We start from the raw sequence: 18,757 nt of genomic DNA on the forward strand, positions 1-18,757 counted from the left end.
CACAGGCAGAAAAAGCCCCGCGCTTCTCTCGAAGGCGGGGCTTTTTAATGTTGCGCTGATCAGAACAAATCGATCGGCGCCCCTTCATCCGCTGGCAGCGGGCTGCCCGGCGCATTGCCGTTGCCCAGCTCGTTACCCGACGGTGGCGTGTCCTCGGCCTTGAACAGTTCGAAGTAGGCCCCTGGCGTGCCAGGGGAGGCTGCACGGCCACTGATCGGGTCGACTCGCAGGCTGAGGATGCCTTCCGGCTCTCGTTGCGTATGGGGCGGCTTGTCTTTAAGCGCGGCGCCCATGTAGCTCATCCAGATCGGCAGTGCTACGGTGCCGCCGAACTCCCGGCGACCCAGGCTTTCAGGCTGGTCGAAGCCGGTCCAGACGGTAGTCACGTAGTCGGCGTTGTAGCCGGAGAACCAGGCGTCCTTGGATTCGTTGGTGGTGCCGGTCTTGCCCGCAATGTCGCTGCGACCCAATGACAGGGCGCGGCGGCCGGTGCCGCGCTTGATGACGTCCTCAAGCATGCTGTTGAGGATGAACGTGGTGCGGCCATCGACGATGCGTTCGGCCACGGCCGGTGCGGGTGGCGCTGGCTGGGCAGTCAGGGTGTCGCCTGGCGTAGCGCTGACGGTGAACGCGTCGGCGGCCGGGACCGGGGCCGCAATGCCATCGCTGACTGCATCGCTTTTCGGAACGCTTGGCGGGTTGGCGACGAACAGCGTATCGCCGTTGCGGCTTTCGATCTTTTCGATGATGTACGGGGTGATCTTGTAGCCGCCGTTGGCGAAGGTGCTCCAGCCGGTGGCGATTTCCATGGGCGTCAGGGTGGCGGTGCCCAGGGCCAGGGACAGGTTGCGCGGCAGGTCCTGTTTGTTGAAGCCGAACTTGCTGATGTAGTCGATGGTGCGATCTACACCCAGCGCTTGCAGCAGGCGGATCGACACCAGGTTGCGCGACTTGTAGAGCGCCTCCCGCATGCGGATCGGCCCAAGAAAGGTATTGGTGTCGTTCTTCGGACGCCAGACCTTGTCCAGGTATTCGTCGACAAACACGATAGGGGCGTCGTTCACCAGGCTGGCGGCGGTGTAGCCATTGTCCAGCGCGGCGCTGTAGACGAACGGCTTGAAACTCGAGCCCGGTTGGCGCTTGGCCTGCATCGCGCGGTTGTAGTTGCTCTGCTCGAACGCAAAGCCGCCGACCAGCGAGCGAATGGCGCCGTTCTGCGGGTCGAGGGACACCAGTGCGCCCTGGGCTTGCGGGATCTGGCTGAACTTCAGCGAGTTGTCTGGCTGGCGCTGGACGCGAACCAGGTCGCCGACATGAGCCACATCCGAAGGTTGCTTGGGATTGGGGCCCATGCTGTTGGTGTTCAGGAACGGGCGCGCCCATTTCATGGTGTCCCAGCTGACGTGTTCTTCCCCGGTACGGGTCAGCACCTGCAGGCCGGTCTTGTCGACCTGGGTGACGATGGCCGGCTCGAGGCTGCTGATGGTACGCTGCTTGGTCAGTTCGGTAGCCCAGGCCTCGCGGGTCTTGCCCGGCAGGCGTGATTCGGGGCCACGATAGCCGTGACGCTGATCGTAGGTCATCAAGCCTTCGTGGACCGCGGTGTTGGCCATTTCCTGCAGGTTGCTCGGCACCGTGGTGGTGACGCGGAAGCCTTCGGTATACGCGTCGCTGCCATAGCGCCCGACCATTTCGGCGCGGGCCATTTCAGCGATGTACGGCGCGTTCACTTCCGGGGTCGGTACGTGATAACTGGCGTTGAGCGGCTCGTTGATCGCAGCGGTGTAGTCGGCCTCGGTGATCTTGCCCAGCTTGTACATGCGCCCCAGGATCCAGTCGCGACGCTCCTTGCTTCGGGCAGGGTTGGCCAACGGGTTGAAGCGCGACGGCGCTTTGGGCAGGCCGGCGATCATCGCCATTTGCGCCAGGCTGACGTCTCGAATCGACTTGCCGTAATAGACTTGCGCCGCGGCCTCGATGCCGTAGGCGCGGTTGCCCAGATAGATTTTGTTCACGTACAACTCAAGGATTTCATCCTTGGTCAGTTGTCGTTCGATCTGCAGGGCCAGGAGGATTTCGGTGGTCTTGCGCGAGAAACTGCGTTCGCTGGTAAGGAAAAAATTCTTCGCAACCTGCATAGTGATGGTGCTGCCGCCGGACTGGATGTGTCCGCTCTTGATCAGCTGAGTGGCGGCGCGCATCAGGCTGCCGGGATCGACGCCATAGTGGTTGGCGAAATTATCGTCTTCGGCGCTGAGCAGGGCATTGATGAAATTGGGGGGGATGTCGGCGAAACGGATCGGAGTGCGGCGCATTTCGCCAAACTCCGCGATCAATTTGTCGTCGCTGCTATACACCCGCAAGGGGATCTGCAACTGAATGCTTCTCAGTGCCTCCACGGATGGCAATCCGGGGCTAAGGTAAAGAAACGCGCCGCTCAGACCAAGGAGCAGTCCGCAGAAGACCGCGACGATGGACCACCCGAAAAATTTCAGCAGACGAATCAAGGCTTTTGGATATCCAGGCAAAGAATGAATTAGGCTCAGGGTTCAGGTAAACAGGGAAACCCGCGCTTGAAGTAAATGCGGAAAAAAATCGCTGGGCATTATAAGCATTTTTCCGTCGCGGGCGTCATTTGCCCTGCTGTCAAGACGGGTGGTTTGAACGCAAAGTGTATTACGGAGTCCGTAACTCACGGAAAGTCATAGGGAATTGGTAGTGTTAGGACTCTTCAATAAAAAGGCCAATACGCTGCTGGGGATCGACATCAGTTCCACGTCGGTAAAGCTTCTGGAACTCAGCCGCCAGGGTGATCGCTACCGGGTCGAGGCCTATGCGGTCGAGCCACTGCCCTCCAGCGCGGTGGTCGAGAAAAATATCGCCGAGCTCGAAGGCGTGGGTCAGGCCCTTTCACGCGTGTTGATCAAGGCCAAAACCAGCCTCAGGAACGTCGCCGTAGCCGTGGCCGGTTCGGCAGTGATCACCAAGACCATCGAGATGGATGCCGGCCTTTCCGACGACGAGATGGAAAACCAGCTGAAGATCGAGGCCGATCAATACATCCCTTATCCATTGGACGAAGTCGCCATCGACTTTGAAGTCCAGGGCGTGTCGGCGCGCAACCCCGAGCGGGTCAATGTGCTGCTGGCGGCCTGTCGCAAGGAGAACGTCGAAGTCCGTGAAGCGGCCTTGGCCCTGGCCGGCCTGACAGCTCGGGTAGTCGACGTCGAGGCCTATGCGCTGGAGCGATCGTACGGCCTGCTGACGCGTCATCTGGCGGCCTCCCAGGAGGGGCTGACGGTGGCGGTGGTCGACATCGGCGCCACCATGACCACCCTGAGCGTGCTGCACAACGGGCGCATCATCTATACCCGCGAGCAATTGTTCGGCGGTCGCCAGCTGACGGAAGAAATCCAGCGCCGTTACGGGCTGACTGTTGAACAGGCAGGGTTGGCGAAGAAACAGGGCGGTCTGCCGGACGATTACGTCAGCGAGGTCCTGCAGCCGTTTCGCGAGGCGCTGGTGCAGCAGGTGTCCCGTTCATTGCAGTTTTTCTTCGCCTCCGGCCAGTACAACTCGGTCGATCACATCCTGCTGGCCGGCGGTACCGCTTCGGTCTCGGGGCTGGACCGCTTGATCGAGCAGCGACTGAGCACCCCCACGCGAGTGGCCAATCCCTTCTCCGAAATGAGCCTGAGCAGCAAGGTCAACGCCGGTGCCCTGGCCAGTGATGCCCCGGCCTTGATGATTGCCTGCGGGCTGGCCCTCAGGAGTTTCGACTGATGGCGCGGATCAATCTCTTACCCTGGCGCGAGGAGCTGCGTGAAACGCGCCGCAAGCGCTTTTTGCTGGCGCTGGTCGGTGTGCTGGCGGGGTCGGTCGGAGCGGTGCTGATTGCAGACCAGGTCATCAAGAGCGCCATCGATCGACAAATCGCCCGTAACGACTACATCGGCAAGCAGATTGCCGTGGTCGATGAGCGGATCAAGCAGATCAGCGATCTCAAGGCCCGGCGCCAGCAACTGGTCGAACGGATGCGCATCATCCAGGATCTGCAAGGCAATCGTCCCATCAGCGGGCGCATCTTCGATCAGTTGGCGCGTACCTTGCCGGATGGCGTGTACTTCACCGAAGTGAAAATGGACGGCAAAACCTTGTCCATTGCGGGCGCGGCAGATTCCAACAATCGGGTTTCAGACCTGATGCGCAATCTGGATGCGTCCGACTGGTTCGATGCGCCTAACCTCACGGAAGTCAAAGCGACCAGCGCCGGCCAGCTGGATCAGGCCAACGTTTTCCAGTTGACTGTTCGTCAGACCCAGCCGGCTTTGGAGAGCGCAAAATGAGGCTATCCGAATGGTTCGAAGGCCTGCGCAAGATCGATATCAACGATCTGGATACCAACAACATGGGCTCCTGGCCGCCGGCGATCAAGGCATCGGCGGGTGTCCTGCTGATGGTATTGGTGCTGGCGCTGGGGTACAGCTTCTACGTCAGCGACCTGGAGGATCACCTCGATCTCAAGCGCGAGGAAGAATCGACACTCAAGGAGCAATTCGCCTCCAAAGCCCACATGGCGGCGAACCTGGAGCTCTATACCCAGCAGATGAAGGAAATGGAGAATTCGTTTGGCGTACTGCTGCGGCAATTGCCCAGTGACACCGAAGTGCCCGGCCTGCTGGAGGACATCACACGTACCGGCCTGGGCAGTGGCCTGGAGTTCGAAGAGATCAAGTTGTTGCCGGAGGAATCCCGGCAGTTCTACATCGAACTGCCGATCCAGATTACCGTCACCGGTGCCTACCATGACCTGGCCACCTTCGTCAGTGGCGTGGCGGGACTGCCACGGATCGTTACCCTGCATGACTTCGATATCGCGCCGGCCAATCCCGACGGTGGACCGAAGTTGCGCATGAGCATCCTTGCCAAGACTTACCGCTACAACGACAAGGGGCTGCAAAAATGAGCCTGATTCGTCGTGTTTCGATGATGGTATTCATCGCCGGCCTGGCCGGTTGTGGCAGCGACAATGATGTCAGCGACCTCGATGCCTACATGAACGAGGTGCGCCTGCGACCGCCGGGCAAGATTGAACCAACCCCGATATTCCGGTCTTACCCGACATTCACCTACAGCGCCGCCAATCTGCGAAGCCCGTTTTCCAGGCAGGTCAGAGTGGATCTGGCGGGTCAGAAACACGGCTCGCGCAAGGTCAAGCCCGACCTCGGTCGGGTCAAGCAATACCTCGAAGGTTTCAACATCGAGCAGTTTGAAATGGTAGGTACCCTGTCCAATGCGACGGGTTCCTTTGCGCTGCTGCGCGGAGCGGGCGGTGTGCATCGGCTGAAAGTCGGCGATTACCTGGGACGTAACGATGGGCGAATCGTCGCCATCAGCGGCTCGCAGGTCGATGTGATCGAAATCGTTCCGGACGGCCAGGGCGCCTGGCTGGAGCGGCCACGGACCATCCCTTTGAAAGAGCACTCATAGTGGAATTCGAATAATGAACAGGATTTTCTCCACCCTCGGTATTTCGCTATGGATAGCGCTGCTGTCGCCGATGGTACTAGCGGCCAACCTCAAGACGCTGGATGTCGCGGCGTTACCAGGAGATCGCATCGAGTTGAAGTTGTCTTTCGATGGACCGCCCCCGACACCCCGTGGTTACACGACGGAGTCGCCGGCACGGATTGCACTGGACCTGCCCGGGGTGGTCAGTCAATTGAAGAGCAAGAATCGTGAACTGGGGGGCGGCAATGCCCGCAGCGCCACGGTAGTGGAGGCGAAGGATCGCACGCGGCTGATCATCAACCTTACCCAGTTGACCCCGTATGACGCGCGGGTCGAAGGCAACACGCTGTTCGTGGTGGTCGGGCAAGGCGCCACGAAGGCCGCGAAGGCCGCGCCCCGGCCCGCCAGTGCGCCTCGCGCTGCCACTGCAACGCCAGCCCCGGCCAGGACTTATGCGCCGGTTGGCAAAGCCATCCGGGGCGTGGATTTCCAGCGCGGCACCCAGGGCGAAGGCAATGTGGTCATCGATCTGTCGGACCCCTCCATCGCCCCGGACATTCAGGAGCGTGACGGCAAGATCATCCTCGGTTTCGCCAGGACACAACTGCCCGAGCCACTGCGGGTGCGCCTGGACGTCAAGGACTTCGCCACGCCCGTGCAGTTCGTCAATGCCAGCGCCACGGGCGATCGGGCCACCATCAGCATCGAGCCCACCGGTGCTTTTGACTATTCGACCTATCAGACCGACAACAAGCTGACGGTCAGCATCCGGCCGATGACCGTCGACGACCTGCAAAAACGCAACGCCGAGCGTTTCGCCTACACCGGTGAAAAGCTCTCGCTGAATTTCCAGGACATCGATGTGCGCTCGGTGCTGCAACTGATCGCCGATTTCACCAACCTCAACCTGGTGGCCAGCGACACGGTGCAGGGCGGCATCACCCTGCGATTGCAGAACGTGCCGTGGGATCAGGCGCTGGACCTGGTGCTGAAAACCAAAGGCCTGGATAAACGCAAGATCGGCAACGTGTTGCTGGTGGCGCCCGCCGATGAAATCGCCGCGCGCGAACGCCAGGAGCTCGAGTCGCAAAAGCAGATCGCCGAACTGGCGCCTTTGCGTCGCGAGCTGCTGCAGGTCAACTATGCCAAGGCCGCGGATATCGCCAAGCTGTTCCAGTCGGTGACCAGTGCAGAGGCAAAAATCGACGAACGGGGCTCGATCACCGTCGATGAGCGGACCAACAACATCATTGCCTACCAGACCCAGGACCGCCTTGATGAACTTCGTCGTATCGTTGCGCAGCTGGATATTCCGGTGCGACAGGTGATGATCGAGGCGCGCATCGTCGAGGCCAATGTCGATTACGACAAAAGCCTCGGTGTGCGCTGGGGCGGTTCGGTGCAGAAAGGTAACTGGAACGGCTCCGGGGTCAACGGCTCCTCGACCACCATTGGTACGCCGGGCAGTACCAGCACCAACTCGCCGTTCGTCGACTTGGGCACCGCCGGCAACACCTCGGGACTGGGTATCGCGTTCATCACCGACAATGTGTTGCTGGACCTGGAGCTGACCGCGATGGAGAAGACCGGCAACGGCGAAATCGTCTCGCAGCCCAAGGTGGTCACGTCCGACAAGGAGACCGCGAAAATCCTCAAGGGCACTGAAATTCCCTATCAGGAAGCCAGTTCCAGCGGCGCCACGTCGGTATCGTTCAAGGAGGCCTCGCTGTCGCTGGAAGTGACGCCGCAAATCACCCCGGACAACCGGATCATCATGGAGGTCAAGGTCACCAAGGATGAGCCGGATTACTTGAACAAGGTCCAGGATGTGCCGCCGATCAAGAAAAACGAGGTCAATGCCAAGGTGCTGGTCAATGACGGCGAGACCATCGTGATCGGCGGGGTTTTCTCAAATACTCAGAGTAAGGTTGTAGATAAGGTGCCATTTCTCGGCGATGTGCCGTATCTTGGCCGCCTTTTCCGGCGTGACGTGGTTTCGGAGAAAAAATCCGAGCTGCTGGTATTTCTCACTCCGCGTATCATGAACAACCAGGCGATTGCTGTGAGTCATTGATTCTGTGCGAAATTTGATTCTTGTTGGACCGATGGGGGCTGGAAAAAGCACCATCGGCCGTTTGCTGGCCAAAGAGCTGCGCCTGCCGTTCAAGGATTCCGATAAGGAAATTGAATTGCGCACGGGCGCCAATATCCCGTGGATTTTCGATAAGGAAGGCGAGCCGGGCTTTCGTGATCGCGAGCAGGCGATGATTGCCGAGCTGTGCGGCTGCGATGGTGTGGTGCTGGCGACCGGTGGCGGCGCGGTGATGCGCGAAGCCAATCGTCGGGCGCTGCATGCCGGTGGTCGGGTGGTTTACCTGCATGCCTCCGTCGAACAGCAGGTCGGTCGCACCTCGCGTGACCGCAATCGACCCCTGCTGCGCACTGCCGATCCGGCCAAGACTCTTCGGGACCTGCTGGCGATTCGCGATCCGCTTTATCGGGAAATCGCTGATCTGGTAGTGGAAACCGATGAGCGCCCGCCGCGAATGGTGGTGCTTGATATTCTCGAGCGTTTGCAACAGCTGCCTCCCCGTTAAAGCGAGGCGCGAAATGCGCTATTCTCGGGCGCTGTCATGACCGCTCAAGGTTGTGGCGCATGGCTACCGAACGGCGTCGCACCAGCAGGCGCCGTAGACATTGGCTAACTCTAGGCAGGATGCCTGATTCCATCTTTACTGTGGGGACACATGCAGACACTCAAGGTCGATCTAGGCGAGCGCAGCTACCCGATTCATATTGGCGAAGGTTTGTTGGATCAGCCTGAGCTGCTGGCCCCGCATATCCGCGGACGGCAAGTGGCGATTATCTCCAACGAAACCGTTGCGCCGCTCTATCTCGAGCGTCTGACCCGCAGCCTCGCACCGTTCTCGGTCATTTCCGTGGTACTGCCCGACGGCGAAGCCTTCAAGACCTGGGAAACCCTGCAGCTTATATTCGACGGCCTGCTGACCGCGCGCCACGACCGTCGCACCACGGTGATTGCCCTCGGTGGCGGCGTCATTGGCGACATGGCCGGTTTTGCCGCCGCCTGTTACCAGCGCGGCGTCGATTTCATCCAGGTCCCGACCACCTTGCTGTCGCAAGTCGACTCGTCGGTGGGCGGCAAGACCGGCATCAATCATCCGTTGGGCAAGAACATGGTCGGTGCCTTCTATCAGCCGAACGTGGTGCTGATCGATACCGCCACCCTCAATACCCTGCCGGCCCGCGAGCTGTCCGCCGGGCTTGCTGAAGTCATCAAGTACGGGCTGATCTGCGACGAGCCGTTCCTGACCTGGCTCGAAGAAAACGTCGATCGCCTGCGCGCCCTTGATCAGGTCGCCCTGACCTACGCCATCGAGCGTTCCTGCGCGGCCAAGGCGGCGGTAGTCGGTGCCGACGAGAAGGAAACCGGCGTTCGTGCCACGTTGAACCTGGGCCACACCTTCGGTCACGCCATCGAAACCCATATGGGCTATGGTGTCTGGCTGCATGGTGAAGCGGTCGCTGCTGGCACCGTAATGGCTCTGCAGATGTCCGCACTGCTGGGCTGGATCAGCGAGCAGGAGCGCGATCGCGGCATCCGCCTGTTCCAGCGCGCCGGCCTGCCGGTCATTCCGCCTGAAGAGATGACTGAAGCCGATTTTCTCGAACACATGGCAATAGACAAGAAAGTGATCGACGGCCGTTTACGCCTGGTGCTGCTGCGCCACATGGGCGAAGCGGTGGTGACCGACGATTATCCGAAAGAGGTTTTACAGGCCACGCTGGGAGCGGACTACCGCGCCCTGGCTCAGCTTAAAGGTTAATAGATCCCGATGACTAGTTTGCATGCCGACGAGGCTTTCCTCGGCCATTACCAGTTGAGCCATGACCCTTTTGCTCCGCGGGTGCCTGGCTTCAAATTTTTCCCGGCCCAGCGCAAACCGGTGTTGGGACAACTGCATCACCTGGCACGCTATAGCCAGTTGCTGCTGGTGGTCACCGGTCCGCAAGGCAGTGGCAAGACCCTGTTGCGTCAAGCCCTGGTGGCCAGTACCAACAAGCAGACGGTGCAGAGCGTGGTGGTATCCGCCCGTGGTGCCGGTGATGCAACCGGCGTGCTAAAGCAGGTGGCCCAGGCGCTGAACGTTGCACAGCCGGAGATCGGTGCGATTCTGGCTCAAGTGGTGCAACTGGCGCTCACGGGGCAGGAGGTCTACCTGCTGGTGGATGATGCCGAGCAACTGGACGAGTCCGCGCTGGAGGCCTTGATGGCCCTGGCGACGGGCGCGCCGGAAGGGCGTCCCCATGTGTTCCTGTTCGGCGAGTCCTCGCTGATTGCGCAGCTTGATGCGTTGACCCTTGAGGAAGAGCGTTTCCACGTCATCGAGTTGCAGCCGTACACCGAAGAAGAAACCCGGGAATATATGGACCAGCGGCTCGAGGGCGCCGGTCGCGGTATCGAACTTTTCACCGCAAAACAGATCTCTGATATTCACGAAAGCTCCGACGGTTGGCCTGGCACCATCAACCAGGTTGCCCGCGATGCAATGATCGAAGCCATGATTGCCAGCCGCTCAGCGGTCAAGCGTCCAACTATGGGGTTCAATATGCCGAAGAAACACGTATTGGCGATATCCGCCGTCGTCGTGGTCGCGGTAGCCGCCGCCTGGCTGATGCCGGGTCGCAGCAAAGCACCGACCACTGGCGCGCCTGCCAACGAGCAGGCGCAACAGCAGCCTGGTCAGGGCGCGCCGCAAACTGATGGCAGCGCTCCGGCCATGGAGTTCAACGGTAATTCGCAACCGATGCCGTTACCGCTGGTCGGTAACTCGCAACCGGTCATGCGCGGTCCCCTGGCCGAAGCGGCCGGCGGCATCACCGAAGGCGACGACGGCGTGCCGGTAGAGGGTTCCAGCGCTACGCCGCCGACCGTGACCACGACTGCGCCGCCTGCCGGCGTCCAGCCAGGTCCGGCGCCGACACCGGCCGCCAAACCAGCGCCTGCGCCGACTCAGGTCGCAACGGCCAAGCCTGCCCCGGCGCCTGCGGCGAAACCGGCCCCGGTGCCCGCCAAGCCAGTTGCTGCTGCACCCGCCAAGCCTGCCGACAAGCCAGTCACCGTGGCCAAAGCCGCCGGCGGCACCTGGTACGCCGGGCAAGCGCCGACCAACTACGTGGTGCAGATCCTCGGCACCAGCTCCGAAGCGTCTGCGCAAAACTTCGTGAAAGAGCAGGGCGGCGAGTACCGTTATTTCAAGAAAGTGCTCAACGGCAAGCCGCTTTACGTCATCACCTATGGTAGCTTCGCCAATCGCGATGCAGCCCTTAGCGCCATCAAGGCCTTGCCAGCGAAGGTTCAGGCTGGTAAACCTTGGCCTCGCACTGTCGCCAGCGTCCAACAGGAGCTGGCAGCAACTCGCTGAAGATTCGGCGGCCTTACCCAGGCCGCCTCTCCAGGCACCTCAAAATTTCCGCAAGTGCGCGCTGCCTGAAGGGTCTGCTGGCGCTTGCTGACGACCGCGTTGCGCGCCAACATGCGCGAGGCTGCGTTGCGGGATTTGCCAAGGGAAGAGCCATTGGCAGCATCCCGCGCTTGCCTCGCACATGTTGGCATCGCAACGCGGTTCGTCAGCAAGCACCAGCAGACCTTGGGCCGCGTGCCTTGTGGTGTCTGCGTCACAGTAGTCTTTGAGTCGTAGCGGTCAAAATTAAAAAAGTTTTGACTAGCACAGTAGATAGCTTTAAACCTTTCACAAATGCGACATAGATTTGCGACATTTCGTCGCCAAATTTGTGAGGCTAAGTGTCGGTGTGTACAATGACCTCCCTTTTGCCCCCGCAAAGCTGGCGTACGTCCGGCGCGGATGGTAAGTGGTTGAATTGAAAAGAAATTTGCCCTGATAAGGGGCAGCCTGGTGAGAAAGTGTCTATGAAAGCAGGTCTGTACCAACCAGATGAATTCAAGGATAACTGCGGTTTCGGCCTGATAGCCCATATGCAGGGCGAGCCCAGTCATACCCTTTTGCAAACGGCCGTCGAGGCCCTGACCTGCATGACCCACCGCGGTGGGATCAACGCCGACGGCAAGACCGGTGACGGTTGCGGTCTGCTGATTCAAAAGCCGGACGTGTTCCTGCGAGCCATCGCCCAGGAAACGTTCGGCGTCGCATTACCCAAGCAATATGCCGTGGGCATGGTGTTCTTCAATCAGGACCCGGTCAAAGCCGAAGCCGCTCGCGAGAATATGAACCGCGAGATCCTGGCCGAAGGCCTGACCCTGGTCGGCTGGCGCAAAGTGCCGATCGACACAAGCGTCCTCGGCCGCCTGGCCCTTGAGCGCCTGCCGCAGATCGAGCAGGTGTACATCGGCGGCGAAGGCCTGAGCGACCAGGACATGGCGATCAAGCTGTTCAGCGCCCGTCGTCGCTCGTCGGTGGCCAACGCCGCCGACGTCGATCACTACATCTGCAGCTTTTCCCACAAGACCATCATTTACAAAGGCCTGATGATGCCGGCGGATTTGACCGCCTTCTATCCAGACCTCAGCGACGAGCGCCTGCAAACTTCGATTTGCGTGTTCCACCAGCGCTTCTCCACCAACACCCTGCCGAAATGGCCGCTGGCTCAGCCGTTCCGCTTCCTCGCCCACAACGGCGAGATCAACACCATCACCGGCAACCGCAACTGGGCCCAGGCCCGTCGCACCAAGTTCACCAACGATCTGATGGATCTGGAAGAACTCGGCCCGCTGGTGAACCGCGTAGGTTCCGACTCCTCCAGCATGGACAACATGCTCGAGTTGATGGTCACCGGTGGCATCGACCTGTTCCGCGGTGTGCGGATGATCATTCCGCCTGCGTGGCAGAACGTCGAAACCATGGACCCGGACCTGCGGGCGTTCTACGAATACAACTCGATGCACATGGAACCGTGGGACGGCCCGGCCGGCGTGGTAATGACCGACGGTCGCTACGCGGTGTGCCTGCTCGACCGTAACGGTCTGCGTCCGGCGCGCTGGGTTACCACCAAGAACGGCTTCATCACCCTGGCCTCGGAAATCGGTGTCTGGAACTACCAGCCTGAAGACGTGATCGCCAAGGGTCGTGTCGGCCCGGGCCAGATCTTTGCCGTGGACACCGAAACCGGTCAGATCCTCGACACCGATGCCATCGACAACCGCCTGAAGTCGCGTCATCCGTACAAGCAATGGCTGCGCAAGAATGCCCTGCGCATCCAGGCGACCATGGAAGACAACGACCACGGTTCGGCGTTCTACGACGTCGATCAGCTCAAGCAATACATGAAGATGTACCAGGTCACGTTCGAAGAGCGCGACCAGGTGCTGCGTCCACTGGGCGAACAGGGCTACGAAGCCGTCGGCTCGATGGGCGACGATACGCCGATGGCCGTGCTGTCCCAGCGCGTGCGCACGCCGTACGACTATTTCCGCCAGCAGTTCGCGCAGGTGACCAACCCGCCGATCGACCCGCTGCGTGAAGCCATCGTCATGTCGCTGGAGATCTGCCTCGGTGCCGAGCGCAACATCTTCCAGGAGTCGCCGGAACACGCTTCGCGCGTGATCCTCAGCTCGCCGGTCATTTCTCCGGCCAAGTGGCGCTCGCTGATGAACCTCGATCGTCCGGGCTTCGAGCGCCAGATCATCGATCTCAACTACGACGAGAGCGTCGGCCTCGAAACTGCGGTGCGCAACGTCGCCGATCAGGCTGAAGAAGCCGTTCGCGCCGGCCGCACCCTGATCGTGCTGAGTGACCGTCACATCGCCCCTGGCAAGTTGCCGATCCACGCTTCCCTGGCCACCGGCGCGGTGCACCATCGCCTGACCGAAAAAGGCCTGCGTTGCGACTCCAACATCCTGGTGGAAACCGCAACCGCTCGTGATCCGCATCACTTCGCGGTGTTGATCGGTTTCGGCGCCTCGGCGGTCTATCCGTTCCTGGCCTACGAAGTGCTGGGCGACCTGATCCGCACCGGTGAAGTGCTGGGCGACCTTTATGAGGTGTTCAAGAACTACCGCAAAGGCATCACCAAAGGCCTGTTGAAGATCCTGTCGAAGATGGGGATCTCCACCATCGCCTCGTACCGTGGTGCTCAGCTGTTCGAAGCGATCGGCCTGTCCGAGGAAGTCTGCGACCTGAGCTTCCGTGGTGTACCGAGCCGCATCAAGGGCGCGCGTTTCGTCGACATCGAAGCCGAGCAGAAAGCGCTGGCGGCCGAAGCCTGGAGTCCGCGCAAGCCGATCCAGCAAGGCGGGCTGCTGAAGTTCGTCCACGGTGGCGAATATCACGCCTACAACCCGGACGTGGTCAACACCCTGCAAGCCGCGGTGCAGCAGGGCGACTACGGCAAGTTCAAGGAATACACGGCGCTGGTGGATAACCGCCCGGTGTCGATGATCCGCGACCTGCTCAAGGTCAAGACCCTCGACACGCCGCTGGACATCAGCGAGATCGAACCGCTGGAATCGGTGCTCAAGCGCTTCGACTCCGCGGGCATCTCCCTTGGCGCCCTGTCGCCGGAAGCCCACGAAGCCCTGGCCGAAGCCATGAACCGCCTCGGTGCGCGTTCCAACTCCGGCGAAGGCGGCGAAGACCCGGCGCGCTACGGCACCATCAAGAGCTCGAAAATCAAGCAAGTCGCGACCGGCCGTTTCGGGGTGACCCCGGAATACCTGGTCAACGCTGAAGTGCTGCAGATCAAGGTTGCCCAAGGCGCCAAGCCTGGCGAAGGTGGTCAGCTGCCGGGTGGCAAGGTCAACGGCCTGATCGCCAAGCTGCGTTATGCGGTGCCGGGCGTGACCTTGATTTCGCCACCGCCGCACCACGACATCTACTCGATCGAAGACTTGTCGCAGCTGATTTTCGACCTGAAACAAGTCAACCCGAAGGCGCTGGTTTCGGTGAAACTGGTAGCAGAAGCGGGCGTCGGCACCATCGCCGCCGGTGTGGCCAAGGCTTATGCGGACTTGATCACCATCTCCGGCTACGACGGCGGCACCGGTGCATCGCCGCTGACCTCGATCAAATACGCCGGCGCTCCATGGGAACTCGGCCTGGCCGAAACTCACCAGACCCTGCGTGGCAACGATCTGCGCGGCAAAGTCCGGGTGCAGACCGACGGCGGCCTGAAAACCGGCCTCGACGTGATCAAGGCAGCGATCCTGGGCGCTGAAAGCTTCGGCTTCGGCACCGCGCCGATGATCGCCCTGGGCTGCAAATACCTGCGTATCTGCCACCTGAACAACTGCGCCACCGGCGTCGCGACTCAGAACGAGAAGCTGCGCAAGGATCACTACATCGGTACCGTCGACATGGTGGTGAATTTCTTCACCTACGTCGCCGAAGAAACCCGTGAGTGGCTGGCGAAGCTGGGCGTGCGCTCCCTCGAAGAGCTGATCGGTCGTACCGACCTGCTGGACATCCTCGAAGGCCAGACCGCCAAGCAGAACCACCTGGACCTGACCCCGTTGCTCGGCAGCGATCACATCCCGGCAGACAAGCCCCAGTTCTGCCAGGTCGAGCGCAACCCACCGTTCGACAAAGGCTTGCTGGCAGAGAAAATGGTCGACCTGGCCACCTCGGCCATCAACGACATGAGCGGCGCCGATTTCGCCCTGGATATCTGCAACTGCGACCGTTCCATCGGCGCGCGGATCTCCGGTGAAATCGCACGCAAGTACGGCAACCAGGGCATGGCCAGCGCGCCGATCACCTTCCGCTTCAACGGGACGGCCGGTCAGAGCTTCGGTGTGTGGAACGCCGGCGGCTTGAACATGTACCTGGAAGGCGATGCCAACGACTACGTCGGCAAGGGCATGACCGGCGGCAAACTGGTCATCGTTCCGCCCAAGGGTAGCGTGTACAAGACTCAGGACAGTGCCATCATCGGCAACACCTGCCTGTACGGCGCCACCGGCGGCAAACTGTTCGCCGCCGGGACCGCGGGCGAGCGCTTCGCAGTGCGTAACTCCGGTGCTCACACCGTGGTTGAAGGCACTGGCGATCACTGCTGCGAATACATGACCGGTGGTTTCGTCTGCGTGCTGGGCAAGACCGGTTACAACTTCGGCTCAGGCATGACTGGCGGTTTCGCCTATGTGCTCGACCAGGACAACAGCTTCGTTGACCGGGTCAACCACGAACTGGTGGAAATCCAGCGGATCAGCGGTGAGGCGATGGAAGCCTATCGCAGCCACCTGCAACGCGTGCTGAACGAATACGTCGAGGAAACCGACAGCGAGTGGGGTCGTAACCTCGCCGAAAACCTCGATGACTATTTGCGTCGTTTCTGGCTGGTCAAGCCCAAGGCTGCCAACCTGAAATCGTTGCTTTCCAGCACCCGTGCCAACCCGCAGTGATATGCGCCTGAAGAGTTTGATGAGGTTTTAACAATGGCTGAACGTCTGAATAACGACTTCCAGTTCATCGATGTCGGGCGCAAGGATCCGAAGAAGAAACTGTTGCGTCAACGCAAGAAAGAGTTCGTGGAAATCTACGAACCCTTCAAACCCCAGCATTCGGCCGATCAGGCCCACCGCTGCCTGGGTTGCGGTAACCCGTATTGCGAATGGAAGTGCCCGGTGCACAACTTCATTCCGAACTGGCTGAAACTGGTGGCCGAGGGCAACATCCTCCAGGCCGCCGAGCTGTCGCACCAGACCAACACCCTGCCGGAAGTGTGCGGCCGGGTGTGCCCGCAGGATCGTCTGTGCGAGGGTGCCTGCACCCTCAACGACGGCTTCGGCGCGGTGACCATCGGTTCGGTCGAGAAGTACATCACCGATACCGCGTTCGCCATGGGCTGGCGCCCGGACATGTCCAAGGTCAAGCCGACCGGCAAGCGTGTTGCCATTATCGGCGCAGGCCCTGCCGGCCTTGGGTGTGCCGACGTGCTGGTGCGTGGCGGCGTGACCCCGGTGGTGTTCGACAAGAACCCGGAAATCGGTGGCCTGCTGACCTTCGGCATCCCCGAGTTCAAACTGGAAAAGACCGTGCTGAGCAATCGCCGCGAAGTCTTCACCGGCATGGGCATCGAGTTCCGCCTGAACACCGAAGTGGGCAAGGACGTGACCGTCGAGCAACTGCTCGAAGAATACGATGCCGTGTTCATGGGCATGGGCACCTACACCTACATGAAGGGCGGCTTTGCCGGCGAGGACTTGCCGGGCGTGCATGATGCGCTGGACTTCCTGATCGCCAACGTCAATCGCAACCTGGGCTTTGAGAAGTCGCCGGAAGATTTCGTCGACATGAAGGGCAAGAAGGTCGTGGTGCTGGGTGGCGGCGACACGGCGATGGACTGCAACCGGACCTCGATTCGCCAGGGTGCCAAGTCGGTGACCTGTGCCTATCGTCGCGACGAAGCGAACATGCCGGGCTCGCGCAAAGAGGTGAAGAACGCGAAGGAAGAGGGCGTGAAATTCCTCTACAACCGTCAGCCTATCGCGATCGTTGGCGAAGACCGCGTCGAGGGCGTGAAGGTGGTCGAGACCCGTCTCGGCGAACCCGATGCCCGCGGCCGTCGCAGCCCCGAGCCGATCCCGGGCTCCGAAGAGATCATCCCGGCGGACGCCGTGGTCATCGCGTTCGGTTTCCGCCCGAGCCCGGCGCCGTGGTTCGAACAGTTCAGCATCCAGACCGATAGCCAGGGCCGCGTCGTGGCACCGGAGCAAGGTCAGTACAAGCACCAGACCAGCAACCCGAAAATCTTCGCCGGTGGCGATATGGTGCGCGGGTCCGACCTGGTGGTGACGGCGATCTTCGAAGGGCGTAATGCCGCTGAAGGGATCCTGGATTACCTCGGTGTTTAAACCCGCTTGATCGGCGTCGCTCCATTCGCGGGCAAGCCTCGCTCCTACAGGTTAATCACACTCCCGTAGGAGCGAGGCTTACCCGCGAAGGGGCCGGTCGCGTCAACGTAGATCTAGCATTAAACCGCGACAAATTGACCAGAGAGACAAAAGGCTGACCTGCAACCGTGCCTTTTGCGTCGCGCTCTGAGAAAATGCCCGCACTTTTTTTCCGGATGCCGACATGACTGCCCTGAAGAACGACCGTTTCCTTCGTGCCCTGCTCAAGCAACCCGTAGACGTCACCCCTGTGTGGATGATGCGTCAGGCCGGTCGCTATCTGCCGGAATACCGCGCCAGCCGTGCCAAGGCCGGTGATTTCATGAGCCTGTGCATGAATCCGGAGTTCGCTTGCGAAGTCACGATGCAGCCGCTCGACCGCTATCCGCAACTGGACGCGGCAATCCTGTTCTCCGACATCCTCACCATCCCGGACGCCATGGGCCAGGGCCTGTACTTCGAAACCGGTGAAGGTCCACGCTTCAAGAAAGTCGTCAGCACAATGGCGGACATCGAAGCCCTGCCGATCCCGGATCCGCACAAAGACCTCGGCTACGTCATGGACGCGGTCAGCACCATTCGCCGCGAACTGAACGGTCGCGTGCCGCTGATCGGCTTCGCCGGCAGCCCGTGGACACTGGCCACCTACATGGTCGAAGGCGGCTCGTCGAAAGACTACCGCAAGACCAAAACCATGCTCTACGACAACCCGCAAGCCTTGCACCTGCTGCTGGACAAACTCGCGCAGACGGTCACCAGCTACCTCAACGGCCAGATCATGGCCGGCGCGCAAGCGGTACAGATCTTCGACAGCTGGGGCGGCAGCCTCTCGGCAGCGGCGTACCAGGAATTCTCCCTGGCCTACATGCGCAAAATCGTCAGTGGCCTGATCCGCGAACACGAAGGCCGCAAAGTACCGGTCATCCTGTTTACCAAGGGTGGCGGCCTGTGGCTGGAAAGCATCGCCGACGCTGGCGCCGATGCACTGGGCCTGGACTGGACCTGCGACATCGGCAGCGCCCGTGCTCGCGTCGGCGACAAAGTCGCATTGCAAGGCAACATGGACCCGACCGTGCTCTACGCCAAGCCTGAAGCCATTCGCACCGAAGTCGGGCGGATTCTCGCGAGCTACGGCAAGGGTACCGGCCACGTGTTCAACCTCGGCCATGGCATCACCCCGGAAGTCGATCCGGAACACGCCGGTGCGTTCTTGCGTGCGGTGCATGAGTTGTCGGCGCAATATCACGAGTGATCGTGACCCGATAGAAAACGCCCGGCTTATGCCGGGCGTTTTTGTTTGGCGATTTCGAGCGGTACTCGGTCAATGTGGGAGCGAGCCTGCTCGCGAATGCGGTT

At 60.9% G+C, this 18,757-nt stretch carries 12 protein-coding genes; 11 read left to right on the forward strand and 1 reads right to left on the reverse strand.

Features of this window, described 5'->3' with window-relative positions:
* Positions 1–59: 59 nt before the first annotated feature.
* The gene (locus tag PMA3_RS01480) at positions 60–2,504 is read right to left on the reverse strand and encodes a penicillin-binding protein 1A (protein ID WP_420848678.1); all 2,445 of its coding nucleotides are present in this window, start codon (positions 2,502–2,504) and stop codon (positions 60–62) included.
* A 214-nt stretch (positions 2,505–2,718) separates the two neighbouring features.
* Here PMA3_RS01480 and PMA3_RS01485 point away from each other — a divergent pair, with 214 nt between their 5' ends.
* The 11 genes from PMA3_RS01485 (at position 2,719) to hemE (ending at position 18,653) form a co-directional block, all read left to right on the forward strand.
* Entirely contained in the window at positions 2,719–3,783 is a 1,065-nt protein-coding gene (locus tag PMA3_RS01485) for a pilus assembly protein PilM (protein ID WP_064675505.1), read from the forward strand.
* Entirely contained in the window at positions 3,783–4,346 is a 564-nt protein-coding gene (locus PMA3_RS01490; protein WP_064675506.1) for a PilN domain-containing protein, read from the forward strand. The genes PMA3_RS01485 and PMA3_RS01490 overlap by 1 nt, the downstream gene beginning before the upstream one ends.
* A complete protein-coding gene (pilO, locus tag PMA3_RS01495; RefSeq protein WP_064675507.1) occupies positions 4,343–4,966 on the forward strand; it encodes a type 4a pilus biogenesis protein PilO in 624 nt (207 codons plus the stop codon). The genes PMA3_RS01490 and pilO overlap by 4 nt, the downstream gene beginning before the upstream one ends.
* Positions 4,963–5,490, forward strand: a complete 528-nt coding sequence (locus tag PMA3_RS01500) for a pilus assembly protein PilP (protein ID WP_064675508.1) — start codon at positions 4,963–4,965, stop codon at positions 5,488–5,490. Before pilO ends, PMA3_RS01500 begins: the two co-directional genes overlap by 4 nt.
* A gap of 13 nt (positions 5,491–5,503) precedes the next feature.
* Positions 5,504–7,585 (forward strand): type IV pilus secretin PilQ, encoded by a 2,082-nt coding sequence (locus tag PMA3_RS01505; protein WP_064675509.1) that lies wholly within the window; start codon positions 5,504–5,506, stop codon positions 7,583–7,585.
* A 4-nt stretch (positions 7,586–7,589) separates the two neighbouring features.
* A complete protein-coding gene (gene aroK, locus PMA3_RS01510) occupies positions 7,590–8,108 on the forward strand; it encodes a shikimate kinase AroK (protein ID WP_010464421.1) in 519 nt (172 codons plus the stop codon).
* Between the two features lie 150 nt (positions 8,109–8,258).
* Entirely contained in the window at positions 8,259–9,359 is a 1,101-nt protein-coding gene (gene aroB / locus PMA3_RS01515; RefSeq protein WP_064675510.1) for a 3-dehydroquinate synthase, read from the forward strand.
* Between the two features lie 9 nt (positions 9,360–9,368).
* Complete coding sequence (locus tag PMA3_RS01520; protein ID WP_064675511.1) at positions 9,369–10,958, forward strand: AAA family ATPase; 1,590 nt, start codon at positions 9,369–9,371, stop codon at positions 10,956–10,958.
* A gap of 506 nt (positions 10,959–11,464) precedes the next feature.
* The gene (gene gltB, locus PMA3_RS01525) at positions 11,465–15,910 is read left to right on the forward strand and encodes a glutamate synthase large subunit (protein ID WP_064675512.1); all 4,446 of its coding nucleotides are present in this window, start codon (positions 11,465–11,467) and stop codon (positions 15,908–15,910) included.
* A 33-nt stretch (positions 15,911–15,943) separates the two neighbouring features.
* A complete protein-coding gene (locus PMA3_RS01530) occupies positions 15,944–17,362 on the forward strand; it encodes an FAD-dependent oxidoreductase (protein ID WP_064675513.1) in 1,419 nt (472 codons plus the stop codon).
* Between the two features lie 223 nt (positions 17,363–17,585).
* A complete protein-coding gene (gene hemE / locus PMA3_RS01535; protein ID WP_064675514.1) occupies positions 17,586–18,653 on the forward strand; it encodes a uroporphyrinogen decarboxylase in 1,068 nt (355 codons plus the stop codon).
* The last annotated feature ends 104 nt before the right edge of the window (positions 18,654–18,757 follow it).

Origin of the sequence: Pseudomonas silesiensis (assembly GCF_001661075.1) — a bacterium.
Taxonomy (GTDB): Bacteria; Pseudomonadota; Gammaproteobacteria; order Pseudomonadales; family Pseudomonadaceae; genus Aquipseudomonas; species Aquipseudomonas silesiensis.

Coding starts and splice junctions, on each gene's coding strand:
- hemE (WP_064675514.1), top strand. CDS start 17,586: ATGACTGCCCTGAAGAACGACCGTTTCCTTCGTGCCCTGCTCAAGCAA.
- aroB (WP_064675510.1), top strand. CDS start 8,259: ATGCAGACACTCAAGGTCGATCTAGGCGAGCGCAGCTACCCGATTCAT.
- PMA3_RS01530 (WP_064675513.1), top strand. CDS start 15,944: ATGGCTGAACGTCTGAATAACGACTTCCAGTTCATCGATGTCGGGCGC.
- pilO (WP_064675507.1), top strand. CDS start 4,343: ATGAGGCTATCCGAATGGTTCGAAGGCCTGCGCAAGATCGATATCAAC.
- PMA3_RS01490 (WP_064675506.1), top strand. CDS start 3,783: ATGGCGCGGATCAATCTCTTACCCTGGCGCGAGGAGCTGCGTGAAACG.
- PMA3_RS01505 (WP_064675509.1), top strand. CDS start 5,504: ATGAACAGGATTTTCTCCACCCTCGGTATTTCGCTATGGATAGCGCTG.
- PMA3_RS01500 (WP_064675508.1), top strand. CDS start 4,963: ATGAGCCTGATTCGTCGTGTTTCGATGATGGTATTCATCGCCGGCCTG.
- gltB (WP_064675512.1), top strand. CDS start 11,465: ATGAAAGCAGGTCTGTACCAACCAGATGAATTCAAGGATAACTGCGGT.
- PMA3_RS01520 (WP_064675511.1), top strand. CDS start 9,369: ATGACTAGTTTGCATGCCGACGAGGCTTTCCTCGGCCATTACCAGTTG.